Annotated in this window: 12 protein-coding genes and 1 tRNA gene; 4 read left to right on the plus strand and 9 right to left on the minus strand. The window is 48.2% G+C overall.

Annotated features, from left to right (window positions below; genetic code table 11):
* Positions 1 to 23 precede the first annotated feature (23 nt).
* Positions 24 to 108: transfer RNA gene (locus QZ327_RS12520), tRNA-Ser, on the minus strand.
* A 246-nt stretch (positions 109 to 354) separates the two neighbouring features.
* Between QZ327_RS12520 and pflB the strand changes: the two genes are divergently transcribed.
* On the plus strand, positions 355 to 2,583 hold the full coding sequence (gene pflB, locus QZ327_RS12525) for a formate C-acetyltransferase (protein ID WP_294619789.1): 2,229 nt from the start codon (positions 355 to 357) through the stop codon (positions 2,581 to 2,583).
* A gap of 311 nt (positions 2,584 to 2,894) precedes the next feature.
* A complete protein-coding gene (pflA, locus tag QZ327_RS12530; RefSeq protein ID WP_294619791.1) occupies positions 2,895 to 3,620 on the plus strand; it encodes a pyruvate formate-lyase-activating protein in 726 nt (241 codons plus the stop codon).
* A 183-nt stretch (positions 3,621 to 3,803) separates the two neighbouring features.
* Here pflA and QZ327_RS12535 read toward each other — a convergent pair whose 3' ends face one another.
* Both QZ327_RS12535 and QZ327_RS12540 read right to left on the minus strand, forming a co-directional pair.
* Positions 3,804 to 5,120 carry a porin family protein gene (locus QZ327_RS12535; RefSeq protein WP_294619793.1) on the minus strand — a complete coding sequence of 439 codons (1,317 nt, stop codon included), beginning with the start codon at positions 5,118 to 5,120 and terminating at the stop codon, positions 3,804 to 3,806.
* A gap of 13 nt (positions 5,121 to 5,133) precedes the next feature.
* Positions 5,134 to 5,682: a sigma-70 family RNA polymerase sigma factor gene (locus QZ327_RS12540; protein WP_294619795.1), complete on the minus strand. Its 549-nt coding sequence runs from the start codon at positions 5,680 to 5,682 to the stop codon at positions 5,134 to 5,136.
* Positions 5,683 to 5,857: 175 nt separating this feature from the next.
* On the opposite strand from QZ327_RS12540, the gene QZ327_RS12545 reads away from it, so the two are divergent.
* Both QZ327_RS12545 and QZ327_RS12550 read left to right on the plus strand, forming a co-directional pair.
* Positions 5,858 to 6,562: a NigD-like protein gene (locus QZ327_RS12545; RefSeq protein ID WP_294619797.1), complete on the plus strand. Its 705-nt coding sequence runs from the start codon at positions 5,858 to 5,860 to the stop codon at positions 6,560 to 6,562.
* An 83-nt stretch (positions 6,563 to 6,645) separates the two neighbouring features.
* On the plus strand, positions 6,646 to 7,566 hold the full coding sequence (locus QZ327_RS12550) for a DMT family transporter (protein ID WP_294619799.1): 921 nt from the start codon (positions 6,646 to 6,648) through the stop codon (positions 7,564 to 7,566).
* 91 nt (positions 7,567 to 7,657) lie between these two features.
* On the opposite strand, the gene QZ327_RS12555 is transcribed toward QZ327_RS12550, so the two are convergent.
* The 6 genes from QZ327_RS12555 to QZ327_RS12580 all read right to left on the minus strand — a co-directional run bounded on the left by QZ327_RS12555 (position 7,658) and on the right by QZ327_RS12580 (position 16,860).
* Positions 7,658 to 10,660, minus strand: a complete 3,003-nt coding sequence (locus QZ327_RS12555) for a hypothetical protein (RefSeq protein WP_294619801.1) — start codon at positions 10,658 to 10,660, stop codon at positions 7,658 to 7,660.
* 90 nt (positions 10,661 to 10,750) lie between these two features.
* Positions 10,751 to 11,890, minus strand: coding sequence for a hypothetical protein (locus QZ327_RS12560; RefSeq protein ID WP_294619803.1), 1,140 nt, complete (start codon positions 11,888 to 11,890; stop codon positions 10,751 to 10,753).
* Between the two features lies 1 nt (position 11,891).
* Complete coding sequence (locus QZ327_RS12565) at positions 11,892 to 12,896, minus strand: FimB/Mfa2 family fimbrial subunit (protein WP_294619805.1); 1,005 nt, start codon at positions 12,894 to 12,896, stop codon at positions 11,892 to 11,894.
* 3 nt (positions 12,897 to 12,899) lie between these two features.
* Entirely contained in the window at positions 12,900 to 14,777 is a 1,878-nt protein-coding gene (locus QZ327_RS12570; RefSeq protein ID WP_294619807.1) for an Mfa1 family fimbria major subunit, read from the minus strand.
* Between the two features lie 46 nt (positions 14,778 to 14,823).
* On the minus strand, positions 14,824 to 16,248 hold the full coding sequence (locus QZ327_RS12575) for a DUF3868 domain-containing protein (protein WP_294619811.1): 1,425 nt from the start codon (positions 16,246 to 16,248) through the stop codon (positions 14,824 to 14,826).
* A gap of 21 nt (positions 16,249 to 16,269) precedes the next feature.
* Positions 16,270 to 16,860: a DUF3575 domain-containing protein gene (locus QZ327_RS12580; RefSeq protein WP_294619809.1), complete on the minus strand. Its 591-nt coding sequence runs from the start codon at positions 16,858 to 16,860 to the stop codon at positions 16,270 to 16,272.
* Between the last annotated feature and the right edge of the window lie 292 nt (positions 16,861 to 17,152).

Consider the following 17,152-nt stretch of genomic DNA (forward strand, 5'->3'; position numbering starts at 1 on the left):
TTGCTGATTTTCAGCGTTTATTGCGGAGAGACAGGGATTCGAACCCCGGGTGCCTCGCAGCACAACGGTTTTCAAGACCGCCGCAATCGACCACTCTGCCACCTCTCCAAAACTTCTCTTTCAAAAAAGTACTTTTCTCTTAAAGCGGTGCAAAGATAACGCTTCTTTTTTAATCTGCAAATAAATTTGAAAAAAAACAGCGTATGTTTCATTAAACAAGTCATTCGTGGTTATTTCATGTTCTGCAGCATAAAAACTATTCATTTTATTATGTAATTACGGAAATATTTCCGTAATTTTGCACGCACTAAAGGATAACATATCTAAATCACCTTTTTAAACAAAAAAATATTTATGGAATTAAACAAAACCTTTATTGACGGGCTTTGGAGTAAAGAAATCAATGTCAGTGATTTCGTTAGTAAAAACCTCACATCCTACACCGGAGACGCATCTTTCTTACAAGGACCTACGGAACGCACCAAACGCATTTGGAACCTCTGTCTGGAAGCTTTGGAAGAAGAAAGAGCCAATAACGGTGTCCGCTCATTAGACCATATCACAGTATCTACCATCACTTCCCACAAAGCAGGCTATATAGATAAGGAAAACGAACTTATCGTAGGCTTGCAAACGGACGAACTGCTGAAACGTGCCATTAAGCCCTTCGGCGGTATCAATGTCGTGGCAAAAGCATGCCATGAAAACGGGGTGGAAGTGGACGATAAAGTAAAAGATATCTTTACGCACTACCGTAAAACACATAACGATGGCGTATTCGATGTATATACCGAAGAAATCCGTTCTTTCCGTTCATTAGGTTTCCTTACCGGACTTCCCGACAACTACGCCCGCGGACGTATCATCGGTGATTACCGTCGTCTGGCATTGTACGGAATTGACCGTCTCATCGAAGCCAAAAAGGAAGATTTGCGTAACCTGACCGGTCCTATGACCGAAGCACGCATCCGCCTGCGCGAAGAAGTGGCAGAGCAAATCAAGGCTTTAAAGGACATCAAGATTATGGGTGAATATTACGGTCTCGACCTCAGCCATCCCGCTACATCTGCCCAAGAAGCCGTACAGTGGGTATATATGGCATATCTTGCTGCCGTAAAAGAGCAAGACGGTGCAGCCATGTCATTGGGTAATGTGTCTTCTTTCCTTGATATCTTCATCGAATACGATCTCGCCCACGGTAACATCGACGAGACATTCGCACAGGAACTGATCGACCAGTTCATCATCAAACTGCGCATGGTACGCCATCTGCGTATGCAGTCTTACAACGATATCTTTGCCGGAGACCCCACTTGGGTGACCGAAGCCATCGGCGGACGTTTCAACGACGGACGCGTGAAAGTAACGAAGACCTCTTTCCGCTTCCTGCAAACTTTGTACAACCTCGGTCCTTCTCCCGAGCCTAACATGACCGTACTGTGGAGTCCCGAACTGCCGGAAGGTTTCAAGGACTTCTGTGCCAAAGTATCCGTAGACACCAGTTCCATCCAATACGAAAACGACAACCTGATGCGTGAAGTGCGCAACTGCGATGATTACGGTATCGCCTGCTGTGTATCTTACCAAGCCATCGGTAAGCAAATCCAGTTCTTCGGTGCACGTGCCAACCTTGCCAAAGCATTGTTGCTTGCCATCAACGGCGGACGTTGCGAGAATACCGGAACCGTAATGGTGAAAGGCATCCCCGTGCTGACTCAAGACACGCTGAACTTCGAAGAAGTAATGAACAATTATAAGAAAGTGCTGACGGAAATTGCCCGTGTATACAATGAGGCAATGAACATCATCCACTACATGCACGACAAGTATTATTACGAAAAAGCCCAGATGGCATTCGTTGATACCGACCCGCGCATCAACCTTGCTTACGGTGTAGCCGGTCTTTCCATTGCCATTGACTCGCTGTCTGCCATTAAATATGCCAAAGTAACGGCACGCCGCAACGATATCGGACTGACAGAAGGCTTTGACATCGAGGGTTCTTTCCCTTGCTTCGGCAACAACGACGACCGCGTAGACCACCTCGGCGTAGACTTGGTATACTACTTCAGCGAAGAGTTGAAGAAACTGCCCGTTTACAAGAACGCCCGTCCTACCCTGTCATTGCTGACTATCACCTCCAACGTGATGTACGGAAAGAAAACCGGTGCCACTCCCGACGGCCGTGCCAAAGGTGTTGCTTTCGCTCCGGGAGCCAACCCGATGCACGGACGCGACAAGAACGGTGCCATCGCCTCTTTGAGTTCTGTAGCCAAACTGCGTTATCGTGACTCCCAAGACGGTATCAGCAACACATTCTCCATCGTTCCGAAATCATTAGGTCCTACTGCCGAAGAACGTGTCGAGAACCTGGTTACGATGATGGACGGTTACTTCACCAAAGGTGCGCACCACCTGAATGTGAACGTACTGAACCGCGAAATGCTGGAAGATGCCATGGAACATCCCGAAAAGTATCCGCAACTCACCATCCGTGTTTCCGGTTATGCCGTAAATTTCGTGAAGTTGAGCCGCGAACACCAGTTGGAAGTTATCAGCCGCAGTTTCCATGAAAGAATGTAATCGATAAATCGAACCTATAACTTCTTTAAGGCACGGATTAGACGGATTTCACGGATTAGACAAAAATCCGAAATAACAATCCTGTAATCCGTGCCTTCTTTTCATTACGTTTTTACTTAGAGCCTGTTTAAATTTCGTTTGGTATTGTCTTGAGGGTTCTTTCCGAAAATGTTTTCCGTCCGCCCTAAAAGAACACAGCAGGGCATGTAATGAAGAAAACGGAAAAAACAACCTCTTCGCGAAAAGCCGATGGAATATTTTAAAGGAAAATTTAAACAGGCTCTTAAACAAACTCTCATCAATAGACGATTATGATCAATGTTCATTCATACGAATCAATGGGCACATTCGATGGTCCGGGACTACGGCTTGTCGTATTCCTTCAGGGCTGTCCGTTCCGTTGCCTGTATTGTGCCAACCCCGATACGATAGACGTAAAAGGAGGTACTCCCACCCCTGCTGACGAAATCCTGCAAATGGCGGTCAGCCAAAAAGCTTTTTTTGGAAAGAAAGGGGGCATTACTTTTTCCGGTGGCGAACCGACCTTGCAGGCAGAGGAATTGATACCTCTGTTCAAGGAGTTGAAAGCCAACGGCATCCACATCTGTCTCGACACCAATGGCGGTATTTGGAATGAGAAGGTAGAAGAGTTGTTAAACCTGACGGACCTGGTACTATTGGATATCAAAGAGTTCAACCCCATACGCCACCGCACACTGACCGGACGCAGCAATGAGCAAACCCTACGTACCGCCGCCTGGTTGGAACAACAAGGACACCCGTTCTGGCTACGCTATGTCTTAGTGCCCGGATACAGTGATTTCGAGGAAGACATACGCGGCATGGGCGAGCTGTTCGGCAGATACCAAAGCATACAACGGGTAGAAATACTCCCCTACCACCGCTTAGGAGTACATAAATATGAAGCTATGGGATGGGATTATCAATTAAAAGAAGTAGTAGAGAACTCTCCCGAGCAATTGGAACGAGCCGAAAATCTTTTTAAAACATACTTTACCACAGTCGTGGTAAATTGATGAAAGTATGTCAAAACAAAAACCCACTTACTCTTTGTTTCTTTTCAAATGCTGATTAGGGACATTTACTGAATATCCCTGATTACGCGGATTTCACAGAAAAAGAATAAAGAAAACCTATGAAATCCGCGTAATCAGTATCTGAAAGAAACCTTCACGTGTATTTTGATATGTCTCGTTTAATCAGTAGGTCAACCGTATCCCTCCCTGTAACGTAAAGTTGCAGGGATTTTCTTTTCTTATTGTCTGAACATCGGACCCGTCATCGAAGAAATGAGACACTCCCGGCTCCACATAGATGCCTACCCTGCCATTGATATTATACTGCGCACCTACAGCCCCCATCACCGAGAATTGCAGCGGCTTCACCGTTTCGCTTTTACTTCCGAGTTTTCCGTAAACACATTTTTCCATAGCACCACCGGCAGAAACATACATGATGAAAGACTTCTTATCCACAAAGTTCCAGTTTGCCCGCACAGGAATGCCCAAGTAGTGCAACTTTTGGCTGACCTTCTCCGAATTTCCGGCAAATTTCACATCCGAAGCAAGATACGTGTATGTCAATCCGGTCTCTACAGAGAACCCTTTCGCCAGTCCTTTACGTACCGAAAAGCCAAAAGACAAAGGCTGCTTGTGGCTGATATCCGTTATCTGTTCCGCCTCTCTCAACAAGTAAGGCATACCATCCCTGAAAACGAGTTCCTGCCCCTCCGGCACTTCCATTATTCCATTAGCCACCGTAGAAAGGTCAACCTTTCCGCCGAAAGTCGGACCGGCTTGCAACAAACCGCTTTCATCCATACCGTTTCCCGAAATCAATCCGCCGGTATTTCCGACGGAGAGCCCTACCGACCAGTTCTGCGATTTCTCCCGCTTCGTTTCCCCTACCGGCAAGTGCAACTTATCCCTGCCGGACGGACGATGGCGTTCCACCTGTTGCTTCTCCGACCGTTCCTCTCCGATTGCCTCAACCGCTGCCTCCTGATACACCGTTTCCGATTGTTCACGCATATTCTCTTCCCGAATTTCCTGCCCGACATCCAAACGCTGCGTCTCCTCTTCTCCTTCCGTCTTATCCGCAACAAGCAGTTGCTGCGCCAGCAAAGAGTGCCTGTTTGTACCCGTCATCGATACTTGTTCCTGCCCACGACAGCCGGGTTCCGCTACCTCCATCCGTATCTCCGGTAACCGCTGCTCGGGCAGTCTGTCCGGAACAACTGTTGCCAATACCGGTGTAGCCGTATTCCGCACTTCCTCTCCCACAGGGCTTTGTAGCAACCATACACTGACCGACGACACGGCAACAAGCAGCACCGCAGCCGCAGCTACAGCCCAGCGGCGGAAAGGAATCCTCCGCCATCCGGCAACTACCGGTGTTACCGGATGTTCCGAAGCCGCCAAATCCCTTTCAATCCGTTCCCAACCGGAAACGGATAGCGGTTCGGCATAATCGTCCAACCGCTCCTTTATCTTTCGCATCCACAATTCATCTTCCATACCTCTCTCCTTTTTATGCGTTTTTTTCCATCCACTTCTTCACTTTACCCGCCAAAGCCGCTTTAGCACGTACCAACTGCGAAGCCGATGATTTTTCATTAATGCCCAGCAACCGGGCTATTTCCTTATGAGATTTATCTTCAAAAACAAATAAGTTGAATACGGTACGGTAGCCGGCAGGAAGCTCGCTTATAAATTGCATCAACACCTTTTGGGGAATAGTATCCACCGCCAAAGCATCCGGTTCATCATACACCTCCGGCACATTGTCCAGCGCAGCAGACTGGTTCATCACATCATTCTTCCGCAGATATTGCAACACCGTATTCACCATCACACGCTCCATCCATGCCCGCAAAGAACCCTCTCCGCGCCAAGTGAACTTATCGAAAGAGTCGAATAGTTTCAGAAAGCCGTCGTGCATCAGGTCCTGTGCGGTCTCCCGGTCACCGGCATAACGCAAACATACGCCGAGCATCCGCCCCGCATACCGTTCGTACAGTTCCTTGCGGGCAAGATTATCTCCTTGCCTACAGCGTTCTGCCAATGCCTGTTCTTCCATTCTCTCTTAACACGTGTTTATCTTATAAATACAACAATCGCAAAAATACTGCATCCGGCAGATACGGAATTCATTCTTTATCTTCTTTAACAAACCAGCAAGCAGTATTTGTGCTGTTCCGGTATTTTCCGAATATAAAATCCAAATTACAAAACCAATAAAAAGACCTCTACTTATGAAAAAGTCAAGAACTACATTAGCCGCATTTCTGTTGCTGCTCATCGCCACTCCCGTACTGCAATCCTGCTTAGACGACTGGGACGACAGTGAACGCTCGTCGCTCACCATCGGCACCGTGCGAATCATCGATGGAAAAGATTATTACTTCGCGCTTGATGAGGGCACCAAAATGTTTCCCGGCGACACCGCCCAAATCAACAATTACACACTGATAGAAGGGCAACGCGCTTTTGTATATTTCAACCTATTGGACGAGAAAGCAGACGGTTACGATTATAATGCCAAAATCAACCACATAGAGAATATCCTTACCAAAGACATCTACTTCATGCCTGCCGAAAAGGCCGACAGCATTGGCGACGACCGTATCAACATCACCAACATGTGGATTACGGACAATTATCTGAACATCCAATACCAGCTATACCACAGCGGAGACAAAGAGAAGAAACACATGCTGAATCTGGTAGTCAACGAAGCGTCCGACAATAAGCACGACAAAGAAGGCTACATCACGCTGGAGTTCCGCCAAAACGCCCACGGTGATGAGCCACGTGTGCCGGGACAAGGACTCGTCTCCTTCAAGTTGGACAAGATAGCCGATCAAATGACAGGAAAAACCGGTCTCAATATCCGTGTAAAAAGCATGTACGACGGTGAACGCTATATGACCATCGACTTCGGCAAAGAGAAGGACTGACCTGTTCTTTGCCCCCTTTGCTTGTTCCGAAGATTTCTATATCGTATCTTTGCAGCCTATTTCATAAACAACTTTCTACAATCATGAAAAAAGGACTGCTATACGCCATATTGGCATCTGTGCTATGGGCCATCGTAAATCCGTTTATCAAGCAAGGGCTTAGTTATGACTTCACTCCTATGAATTTCGCCGGCCTGCGTTTCACCAGTGTCGGCGTTTTACTTTTCGCTTACACCTGGCACAAAGGGATGTGGCAGGAAATCAGGCAGCACGGCAAACTGTTCCTCAACCTGATACTCATCAATATGCTGATGGGCTATACGGCTTTCTATTTCGGCGTGGACTTCGTCAGCGGAGCCATATCGTCCATCATCATGGGCATGACACCGCTTATCAACGTACTGCTTGCCCACCTGCTGGCAAGCAACGACAAATTGAACGGTTATAAGATAACCAGCCTCATCATCAGCCTTGCAGGACTCCTGCTGATTGTGGGCATGGGCAGCGATGGCGAACCGCTGAGCTGGAAAGGCATTGCAGGCATCGTGCTGTTGCTGCTCAGCATCATCTTCCAGGGCTATTCCGCTATCTCCGTCTCCGAAGAAAAAGGCAAGATAGACCCTATCTTCCTGAATGCCGTGCAGATGTTTTTCGGCGGTGCCCTTATCTATGCCATAGGGCTGGGCACGGAAGGATACCACTCTTTCATCGGCAAGCCTGCCGGATTTTATCTCAGTCTGGGCATCCTCGTATTCATATCCGTCTTTGCGTTCAGTTTCTGGTTCATGGCGTTGCAAAGCAAAGACGCCAAAGTCAGCGACATCAACATGTGCCGCCTCATCAATCCCATTCTGGGAGCTGTATTAAGCTGGATAATGCTTACGGGAGAACACCCTGCATTCAGCACGGTAGCTGGCATGCTGATTATCGTCAGTTCACTTATTATCTACTTCAAAGGGGCGGAAATCGTAAAGTATATCGGTACAAGAAGAAGAACGAAATGAGGCAAATAAAGTGATATCTTCTGCCCTATTAAACGAAGCTCCCGGTTCCAGTTAACAGGAACCGGGAGTTTCAAAGCATAAGAACCTGATGTTATTCTACGCAACGTATGAAGCAGGCATCGCTTTCATTTTTCCTACCATCTTCAAGTATACTATTGAGTAGTCCTATGGCGTTGAAGTCGAATGAAAAATAGTTGATATCAAGGCATACTTTGGGCTCATCCTTACCATTCTCCTGAACTACATGCTGTTTTTCCAACCAATACACCGCTCCGGGACGCATGAACAAGTCATAGAAAAGCGGCCTGTCTGCCAAACCTGATGTAGGATAGTAACTCGTACGATTGCCATAACGATGCACACATTTCGCATTACCAGTGTAACTAATCGGTCTTTCCAAATCTATATCCCTACGACGTCCGTAGCCTGAAGCGCCAATCGGGAAAAACAAGTTGTTTCCCGTACTGGAGTTGTAGACAAAGCACCCACGCATGCCACGTCCCTTTTCCGTGTCCGGATTTCCGGAACGGTAACCGTAAACATCCTCAAGCGATGATGCCGTTTCGGAAGCGTCATCATCGTAAAGCACTCCGTAATTAAACTGAATGTCATCATTGATAAACATGACATGATAATCGTTGTAGCTGGCTATGCGTCCTACGGCAGGCATTCTTTTGCTCCACTTCGGCTCAGGTGTCGTATATTCCTCGTATGATATGTCTGCCCATTTCGATGAATCACCATCCACAATCGCGAATTTCAGATTCTCATCGCTCTCAAAAAACTTAGGTTCTACATGTATCCACGGATTACGTTTATTCTTTTGGTTGGATGCGGCAATGGGCTGATCCAGGTTTCCGAACTTAAAAAGCGAACCCTCATCACACGGAGATGCCACCTCGCTATCCTTTGTCAGCAAATTAAATGTATGCCACTTTACTCCGCCCGGAATCATCTGAATCGGCGCATACCCCTGCCGCACGAATATAAGATGCTGGCAGGAATAATAGTTGTAGTCGACACGAATCACCGCACACCGCGACTTGTTCGCATCACACGTGCTCGTGAATCCTACGGTAAAATCTATCTGCGAACCCGAAAATCCCGATACCTCCTTGCCACCATCCACTGTAACAAAATCTTCGCCACCCAACGACAACACCTCCGCTTTCCACGGACCATAAGAGGTCAGTGAGATGAATTCCGTAGCATTCTCTTTGGGCAATACCTTTAAGTTGACATGAAAAGGTGTCGTTTTATCGTGGCTGCGATATATGCCTTTCGGATTTACCACTCTACGCATCTGGAATATCTCACAAGTATCCCGCAACAGCTTTGTTTCTGTGCCTCCCCCTTCGGCGGAGAACTCCAATTCCGCACTTACCTCTACCGTGGCACGGCGGCGGTATGCCACATACGGGTTGTTGCCGGTATAGCCGGTACTGATAATCAATTGTTTTGCCCGGGTGTAAAACGGAAGTTGTATATCGATGGTTTCATCATCATTGTATTTCAACGTATAATCACCGTCCTCCGCATCGCTATGCACTCCGTCAGCCACTTCATATTCGCGTGCTCCCAAGTTTCTGTCCGGATTGCTGTAATACGATTTATTATCGGTAATCTTGTGTATTCCTTCCGACTCGTCCCCTTTTCCGGTATCCAAAATCTTGTATTTTGTCTTGCGCAAAGAGAGGAAACCGTTCCACGGAGCATTAAGGGCAGGATTATCGGGATTTACATCATAATCGTATTGCTTGGCATAATCCAAATCGTTGTTGTAAGGAGCCCAGTTGTTGGTAATAATGTTCGCTTTCAATGATTTGAGCGTACCTCCACCGGTATTTATCTTTATCGGCAGATTCATCGTACGGTTATACAGGTAAGAGATGTAGTATTCATCGGGCACGATAATACTCGGCGGTATCTCCTTGTACTCGATATGCCAGTCGGCATCGTTGGCAAATTTATTGAAAACCAACGTCAGCTTATAGTGGTAATTGCGTTCGGCATCATAGTCGGTCTTGATGTCCTTGCCCAACATAAAGCGGAATTTGATAGGACCGTTGCCCACCTTGTCGGGATTGATGGAACGGTAATATCCCGTGACTTCAATATATGTGCCATACGGTTTATCATCTTTGGGTTTCGAATTATCACCCATGTTTTCCCTGTCTTGTGCCTTATCTTTCCCCTCACCCTGCATGTTCTCGTAAAAGAACAGGGCTTCCGCCGATTCGGAATGGGCATTACTGCTGATTTTTTCAGGATTCCCTTCCTCATACGGATAGTAGGGACGCCCTTTGGCTATAATCACTTCACAGCTATCGCTTGGCGTGTCGGTGGCAGAATAGGCTATCTTCTCACCGTCCGCAATAAGCCCGGCTTTGTCTTTCACCGTATTCGTATCCCCCAAAAGACAGGTCGAAGGGATGTCTTTAATCTGCACGGAGTTAATGTATACGAACACACCCTCCGCAAGCCGCGAACCGTCGTAAGCCACCGTCACCTTCGACGCCGCACGGCGTATGTCGGCATGTAGTGCCATGCTCTTCCGGTTGATAACCAGCAGGGGGGCAACTCCGGGTTTCGTGCCGTCCGCTTTGGCTTCCGCGCTTTTCACATCGAAATGGCCGAACATCTGGTTGTTGGCGGCAATGTCATCCGCATTCCAACTGAGCGATATTGCTTTCAGCCCGTCTACCGTCTTTATCGCATCGTCATAGGCAGTAAGTTCTCCCATGTTTGCCACGGCATAGATGTAATAGCGTCCATAAGGGACTGCCAGCGAAAACGTAGCACGGGGATTGGGGTCCGAGCTTTCCTTATAGTTGTTTATCACATCTTTCTTCACCAGTTTCTTGTCGCTGTCATACCGCAATACGCAAAGGCTCTTGATGCTGTTTATCGCATTGCCGGCAGTACGTGTTTCCCCGTTCAGTGCAGGCATCATAGGGCGAAAAGCCATGGTGCATTCCACACGGCTTTCTCCCTTGCCAACCGATTCGTCCGTAAACAATTCATCGTCCTTGCAGGCAGTGAAACATACCGCAAAGAGGGATAATAGAACATATAGTATTATATCACGTTTCATATCGTCCGTTATTTCCCGTTACAATTCTTCTTCCTATTCCTGTTACAATTCTTTATTTTCTGTTCCTGCTCACATGCTTCCGGCGTCCAATCACGGTTCCGGCTCCTCTTCATCCAGTCCGAACACCGGTTCGAGCACCGCCTCGGTGTAAGGAAGTATTTCTACCGTCCACGCAATGGCGCTCTCCTTGCCTATCACAGCGATGACCTTCACGTGCGTGTTGCGCGGCAACTGCGTCAGATTCGGGAAATACTGCCATTCCAGCCACATGTCGGGCAGCTCCGCCAACTGTATTCTGGTCGAATAGTTGCGGCGACCATTCTCGCCGTCTGTTCCGGCATCGTCGGCGTACTTACCTTCCAGCAGATAAATGGGCGGCAAGGCTATTTCTTTGTCCGTCGGCAAGTCGATGTTTTCACCAAAATACCGTTTGAAAGTATAGTAGCCGTTGTTGGAGTCTTCCCACGATGGCACTTCGAAGGAGGTGATATCCCGCACTCCGTCGGCATCCGGTTCCCCATAGACCGCGTTTCGCGGCAGGTAATATTCCGTACGGAGCAGTTTGTTTATTTCCAAGCCCGCCAATGTCCGTTTTTCCCCGCTTTGATTGTCGAAGACAAACGAGAATTTCACGGCAGCTCTCGTTATAAAGAGGTTGCAGGCATAGTCTTCCTGTTCCGGCACCCATACGCTGTGGCACTCGCTCATGGGTAACGGTCCTGCCAACTCCTCCGTGGCTCCGCCAAGTGTGAACTTATACTCTGCCAGCTCCTTGACAGGAAAAGGCTTGCCCGCCTCTATGGTGCTGAAATCGTATGTCTTCAACTCCGAGGTCCCGTTATCCGGCTCCTTGTTTTTGACCTTGGTAAGCCCCTCGTTGGCAAACAGATATATCTTCTTCTCCTCGTTTGCCACAACCCGGAAGTCCACATCCCCCACCTTCTTGACAAAATTGTTTTCGAAGTTGAGCAACCGGTTGTGCTCCACCGTTCCGTCAGGGCGTACTATGATGATGCGCAGGCACTTCATGTACTCGTCATCATAATCACCTTCCGGCGCGGGCGTAATGCTGTAGCCGTCTGCCGCCCTGCCGGAGAATGCCACGCTGATATCGAGATTTGCCGTGACGGGCATCGGCGATACCGGCTCTTCGTCACATGTCCGCGAACATCCGGCGGCAAACAGTGCCGCACAGCATAGCAGGATGATATATGCGTAGTGTTTCTTCATCTTACAATTCAGTATCGTTCAGTCGAACCGTCCAGTCATTGATTTTTATGGAAGTCTTGATCCACACGTTTTTCTCGTCAAGGAAGAAGACCAGCGACCATTCGCTCTCCCGGTCGAGAAATTCCTGTTTGCCCATTTTTCCATACAACTCGCTTTTGAGCAGCAACAGGTAGTTGTTCAGCGGAATGTCCACTACCTCTTTCCCGCCCGCCGTGCGGATGAGAAGCTTCGGCGAGTTTCCTGTCCAAAGGCGGGAAGTGGAAAATTCCGCGTATGCCACCACCATTTCTTTGTCATTGTCCATAATGCCCGTCGATGCTTCGCCGCTTGCCCACGGCAGATAAGTGACCGTGCCGTTGGGCAACGGGACGTTGTTCCATGCAAAGCGCGTGTTGTCGTCGGTAATGCGGAAATCGAAGTTCCTGGCATACACCGGCTCGCCGTTCAACTGCTGCAACACGATACGGATGTTGTTCGTATTCTTCATCATTTCCACCGTGCCATCCGTATAAAAGTCGGTGGTTGTAAGCGTGAGTTCTCCCCAAAAGTGGTCGTGCAGCCTTTTCTGCACGGGCATCGTGAGGTCGGCATCCATCATTACTTCCTCCTGTTCCATCGGCACGTCCTCACCCGGTGCAGGCGTGAAAGCAAACGAACTTTCCTTACATTCCATTCCACCGTATGCGATGAAACGGTAGGTTCCTTCTTCGAGATCCAAACGCATCCGATACGCTTCGTCCTGCAATTCCGGTCCTGCCACGGTACGTGTACCGATGTAATGCCCGTCCTCGCCGTAAATCAGCACGGTGAGGCAGTCCACTTTCTTGGGAAAGGCATTGGCATATTCCATGTTGTAGTCATAGACGAAGCGCAAGGAAACACCGTGCGGACAAGGTTCGAGATCTTCGAAAAAACTTTCGCACGATGAGCCGGAAAGGGCAAGCAACAGGGCACAGAACACCCTGCCTGCAAGCCTTGAAATCCTATTTCGTCTAAGTTTTCGCATTCTTTAAAATTCTATTTTGTTTTCACATACAACCCACGGCAATACTTCTACTGCCACGGAGATATACAATTCACTGTCCTCGTCCGGATCCTCAGGATCCAAAGGATCGGGATTATTGTCCTGAATACGGGGATATCCGATTTTTGAAATCTTGGTGACGGACAACTTGTAAACATGGTTGCGCACCGTGGCAAACTCCATCGGTCCCATTTCGCCCGGCTTATTGTTGTCTCTATGACGATTCCAATAGTAGTAATAGAAATAATATCCAAGACCGGCATTATCATCCTTACTCGCCTGATATAGCGTGAAACCGGCAGCCGTGGCGGCTTCACGGAAAGCAGCAAGGGCATCGGTATCGTCAGTATTTTTCAACAATGCCTGATAGAGTTCGTCCGGCGATTTTGTTGCTCCTGCCGCTGCCGTTGTAGCCGCTTTATAAAGAGACGAATTTACATCCTTGTACTCTTCGCTTTCCTTTATACCGCAGTTCCAACCTACATAAAGGTTGTTCTGGAACAGGTATAAAACGGGCAACAGGTGTTCACCGAGAAAATCCCGTCCATTTCCGGGAAACTGGTATGTTCCGTTAATGGCTTTGTAAAGATCGCCATTCGTATCCAAACCCTCTCCCGCAAGCAATTTGCCTTTGAACACAACGCCGGTAGAGAGCCCCGCCACCTGGCTGTTAACCTCGGGCAGTGTATTTTCGGTGACATAACGCCATATATGATAGTCTGCCGGAGCATAATCGGCATTATCTTCCTCCTTTCCGAGGACATCGGTTATGAGATAGTTGTCCCACTGTGTCCGCGTATTATCATTGATTTTTCCGGCTTTATTGAAAAGCGGATAGTGAAACAATGTATGTAAAGCGCCGAAATCGGAACTGTTCATAAACTCTTTCTTTTTATCCGCATCCGTGTCTACCACAAAATTCGTTGCATTCTCTTCGGTAAGCAACGTTGTGTTCGCCCTCTGGTCGTCGGCAGACATGTGGCGCAGATAATAGAACTCCTTACTCATGTTGACAAGCCCCATTCTGACCAACTGCACTTTCAGCTGGTTGGCATCGTTCACACCAATGTCGTATGTGCAATTCTTGCCGCTTCCGTCTTTAAAGTCGAAACGTGCCACGGAGCGTTCCACCTTAACCGGACCACGACCTGTAAGATTATCCACATATCCTCCGTTTGCTCCGCTAAGGTCGAAAGCCCTGTCCGCCGAGGCATAGAGCGATGTCCATTGAGAGAACTGTGAGGGCAATTGCCTTTCGGCAATCACATAATTGGACATCAGAAACTCGTCATCCTTCCAAACCGCATCCGTACCTTTATTTTCATCTTTTATTTGATACACAAGATCCACCCAACTGTCTTTTTTCTCTACACTACCGTTCTCATGATATTTTATTTCCTGAAGGAGTTCTTCGGTGGGGTTGCAGAAAACAAATACACGGATTGTCTGATATTCGTCTTTTAAGGTGCCGTCTGCATTATAAAACTTTCCGATGCTGGTTTGATTGAACTCTGCGGCAACGCTTAAACTTGCCCCGGTCGATTTCAAACCGTCCACAATTCCCGATGCACAGTAATTGTTCTTATTGTCGGCAAGAACCAACAGTATTTTTTTTACCGTATTTTCACGTTCCAAACCTACCTCCTTATCGGTAACAGCGCGCGATTCCGCTTCGCTGCCGACACGGCTCTTCGCACCGCCTGCCGAAGGCAAAGACACATTGATACTCATATAAGCAACCTTACCGGGTTCGCCGGGAGAACCATTGTCCGGTAATCGCGCAAGATCGTCCGATTGGCATCCTGCCATCAGACCGGTCACAGCTATAAACGCCCCAATCTTCACTAATCTTTTGAAAATCATAATTTTCCTTTTAATTAATTTATATTGTTCTTTACTTATTCCTTAATTATTGCGCCTGCCACTCCTTGCATTCCGCTATCCGGCGCAACGCTTCTTCCGCTTCGGCTATACCTCGTTGTCCGGCTTCGCCGAAACACAGTTCCGCCTGTTCATAGTTGCCCGAAAGTGCGGCATGTACTCCTCTCGCATATACCGCCTCAGGAGCATTGCCTGCCTTGGCAAGGTAACGTTGGGCAGCGGTCAAATCCCCTTTGCTCATGGCGATATTGGCGGCATTCAGATTGGCGGTGGCATCGTCCGGAAACATCCGTACGGCTATTTCGAATGCTTCGTTGTAGTCGTCACTGCCTGCCGGCGTGTGTTGTGCTACAAGAAACAGTTCCTGTAGGCTGAGTTTCTGCGGAGCGGTTTTCATCACACGGCGGATTTCATCCACATCGACATACGCACGTACTTCATACTTCACCGCATAGTCGGAGTGGCGTAGCCCGGGGTACACCTCCTTCAAGAGGAAAGCGTAATCTTTAGGATAGGAACTCTTTATTTTCCACTCCTTGGCATCCGGCGCCAGACCACCACGGATGATGTCAAGAATAGCCTCCCGATGTTGGAGTTGCGAACCTTGCACATAGCGTTCGAGTCCCGCCCAGTCTTCCGGTTCACAGTCGGTAGCGAGCAACGTGTCGGGAAAAGCGTAAATGCCTTGCACATAGCGCCGCAGGGTCTCGGTTCTTCCCTTTGCCAACCGTTCGTTGTTGGTATAAGAGCCTTCGGGCGAGGCATAACCCTTGATGGTTACCGAAAGTATACGTGTGTCGGCGTCATTCCGGATTGCGTCTATCGTGGCGCGTATCTTGGCAAGTTCCGCAGGGTTACGGCGGTAATCCTCGTAGAGTTCCGTTTTGTTCACCGGGAAGTCAATGTATGCCGTACCTCCCGCCACACTGATTTTATGAACGGTAGCTTCCGGCTTGAGATAAACGAACTGCGGAACGAAAACTTTCGGTTCGAACTTGAAACTGTACAGCGAAACGGCATCTTCGGCAAGCGTTTTGCTGAAACAACCACAGGTCTCCTTGCCGAGTTTCAGTTCCGCACCGTTCATCCACGGCTCATAACGGAGCGATTGGCGGTATTCCACCGTCTTCACCTTGCCGTAACGGTATAGGGGCATGTCATCGGACAAATGCCCGTCGCGCAGGTGATGATAATAGCGGGAACGTCCGGCAACCAGTATCGGCTGAAGCGCAAGGGAATCCTGCTTTCCGCTAATCCACGGGGTAAGCAATAATTCACGATTGCTCTCCACATCCGCGGACGAAACATTAATATCCATAGAGATAAACAGCTGGTCTTTGTCGCGTGATACCGCAAGGTTGGCAACGGAGACTTTCTCTCCCCTACCCTTTTGTGCACCTGCCTCCGGAATGCAAATCAGGAAGCACACAGTGATGCAAAGTATGGTCTTTATGATGTTCATAGCCTACGTATGTTAGAATAGATATACAAGATTGATTGCGGCCTTTGTGGGACCGAGGTAATGATGCGGTTTGTTATCTTCGAGCTTTTTGCCGCAAGTGGCACATGGATAACTGTCGTAACGGGTATAGACATAGCCGATACCCAGTTCGGCTTCCAGGTTCCAATGGCGGTTCAATATCCACGCATAGCCGTAGGCCACACCGGCTCCGATAAACCATCCCTGATAACGGCGTTTGGAAAACTCCGGGTCTACCTTGCCAAGAAAATTAAAACTCGTGCCGACTCCTCCGATGTTATACTGCCCGCCCAAAGCGTGAACAGCCATAAAGTGTCCTCCAAATCGGTCGCAAAACCAGTAGCGCGCTTCGGGTTGCAACAACCAATGTTTCCACTTGCGGTCATCAGACATCGTCCAACCGTTATAATTGACGGAAAAGTCCATCGTCCAACGGGGAGAAAGACCGGCTTCCACTCCAACATTCATTGTAGCGGCAGCATCATACAGCAGGTTACTCTTGACCGCTACCTCCTGAGCGGAAACCTTACCTGCCGAAAGCCCAGCAAACAGGGCAAAACCTCCTATTATATGCCTTATATTCATATTATATAGCGTTTATTTATGTTTAAAGGGAATGCGCACCGGCAACATTCAGCACACGAAATGTCATGCTGAGCGTTGCCGATGTATATGACAAGGTCCTCCTTCGTTTCTTTCAACAAAAGGGACAAATAATAAGCAATGTCGTAAATATAACCTGTGAAGAGAAAGACAGGAAAGAATAAAATCTTCCCTAAATATAAATTTATACTTATCAGATAATCTGTAAATATATGTAAGGAACGTGTGTGTGTGTGTGTGTGTGTGTGTGTGTGTTATACAAAAATCCCACACC

Source organism: uncultured Bacteroides sp., assembly GCF_910578895.1.
Taxonomy (GTDB): domain Bacteria; phylum Bacteroidota; class Bacteroidia; order Bacteroidales; family Bacteroidaceae; genus Bacteroides.

Coding starts and splice junctions, on each gene's coding strand:
- pflA (WP_294619791.1), top strand. CDS start 2,895: ATGATCAATGTTCATTCATACGAATCAATGGGCACATTCGATGGTCCG.
- QZ327_RS12570 (WP_294619807.1), bottom strand. CDS start 14,777: ATGATTTTCAAAAGATTAGTGAAGATTGGGGCGTTTATAGCTGTGACC.
- QZ327_RS12535 (WP_294619793.1), bottom strand. CDS start 5,120: ATGGAAGATGAATTGTGGATGCGAAAGATAAAGGAGCGGTTGGACGAT.
- pflB (WP_294619789.1), top strand. CDS start 355: ATGGAATTAAACAAAACCTTTATTGACGGGCTTTGGAGTAAAGAAATC.
- QZ327_RS12540 (WP_294619795.1), bottom strand. CDS start 5,682: ATGGAAGAACAGGCATTGGCAGAACGCTGTAGGCAAGGAGATAATCTT.
- QZ327_RS12555 (WP_294619801.1), bottom strand. CDS start 10,660: ATGAAACGTGATATAATACTATATGTTCTATTATCCCTCTTTGCGGTA.
- QZ327_RS12560 (WP_294619803.1), bottom strand. CDS start 11,890: ATGAAGAAACACTACGCATATATCATCCTGCTATGCTGTGCGGCACTG.
- QZ327_RS12580 (WP_294619809.1), bottom strand. CDS start 16,860: ATGAATATAAGGCATATAATAGGAGGTTTTGCCCTGTTTGCTGGGCTT.
- QZ327_RS12565 (WP_294619805.1), bottom strand. CDS start 12,896: ATGCGAAAACTTAGACGAAATAGGATTTCAAGGCTTGCAGGCAGGGTG.
- QZ327_RS12545 (WP_294619797.1), top strand. CDS start 5,858: ATGAAAAAGTCAAGAACTACATTAGCCGCATTTCTGTTGCTGCTCATC.
- QZ327_RS12550 (WP_294619799.1), top strand. CDS start 6,646: ATGAAAAAAGGACTGCTATACGCCATATTGGCATCTGTGCTATGGGCC.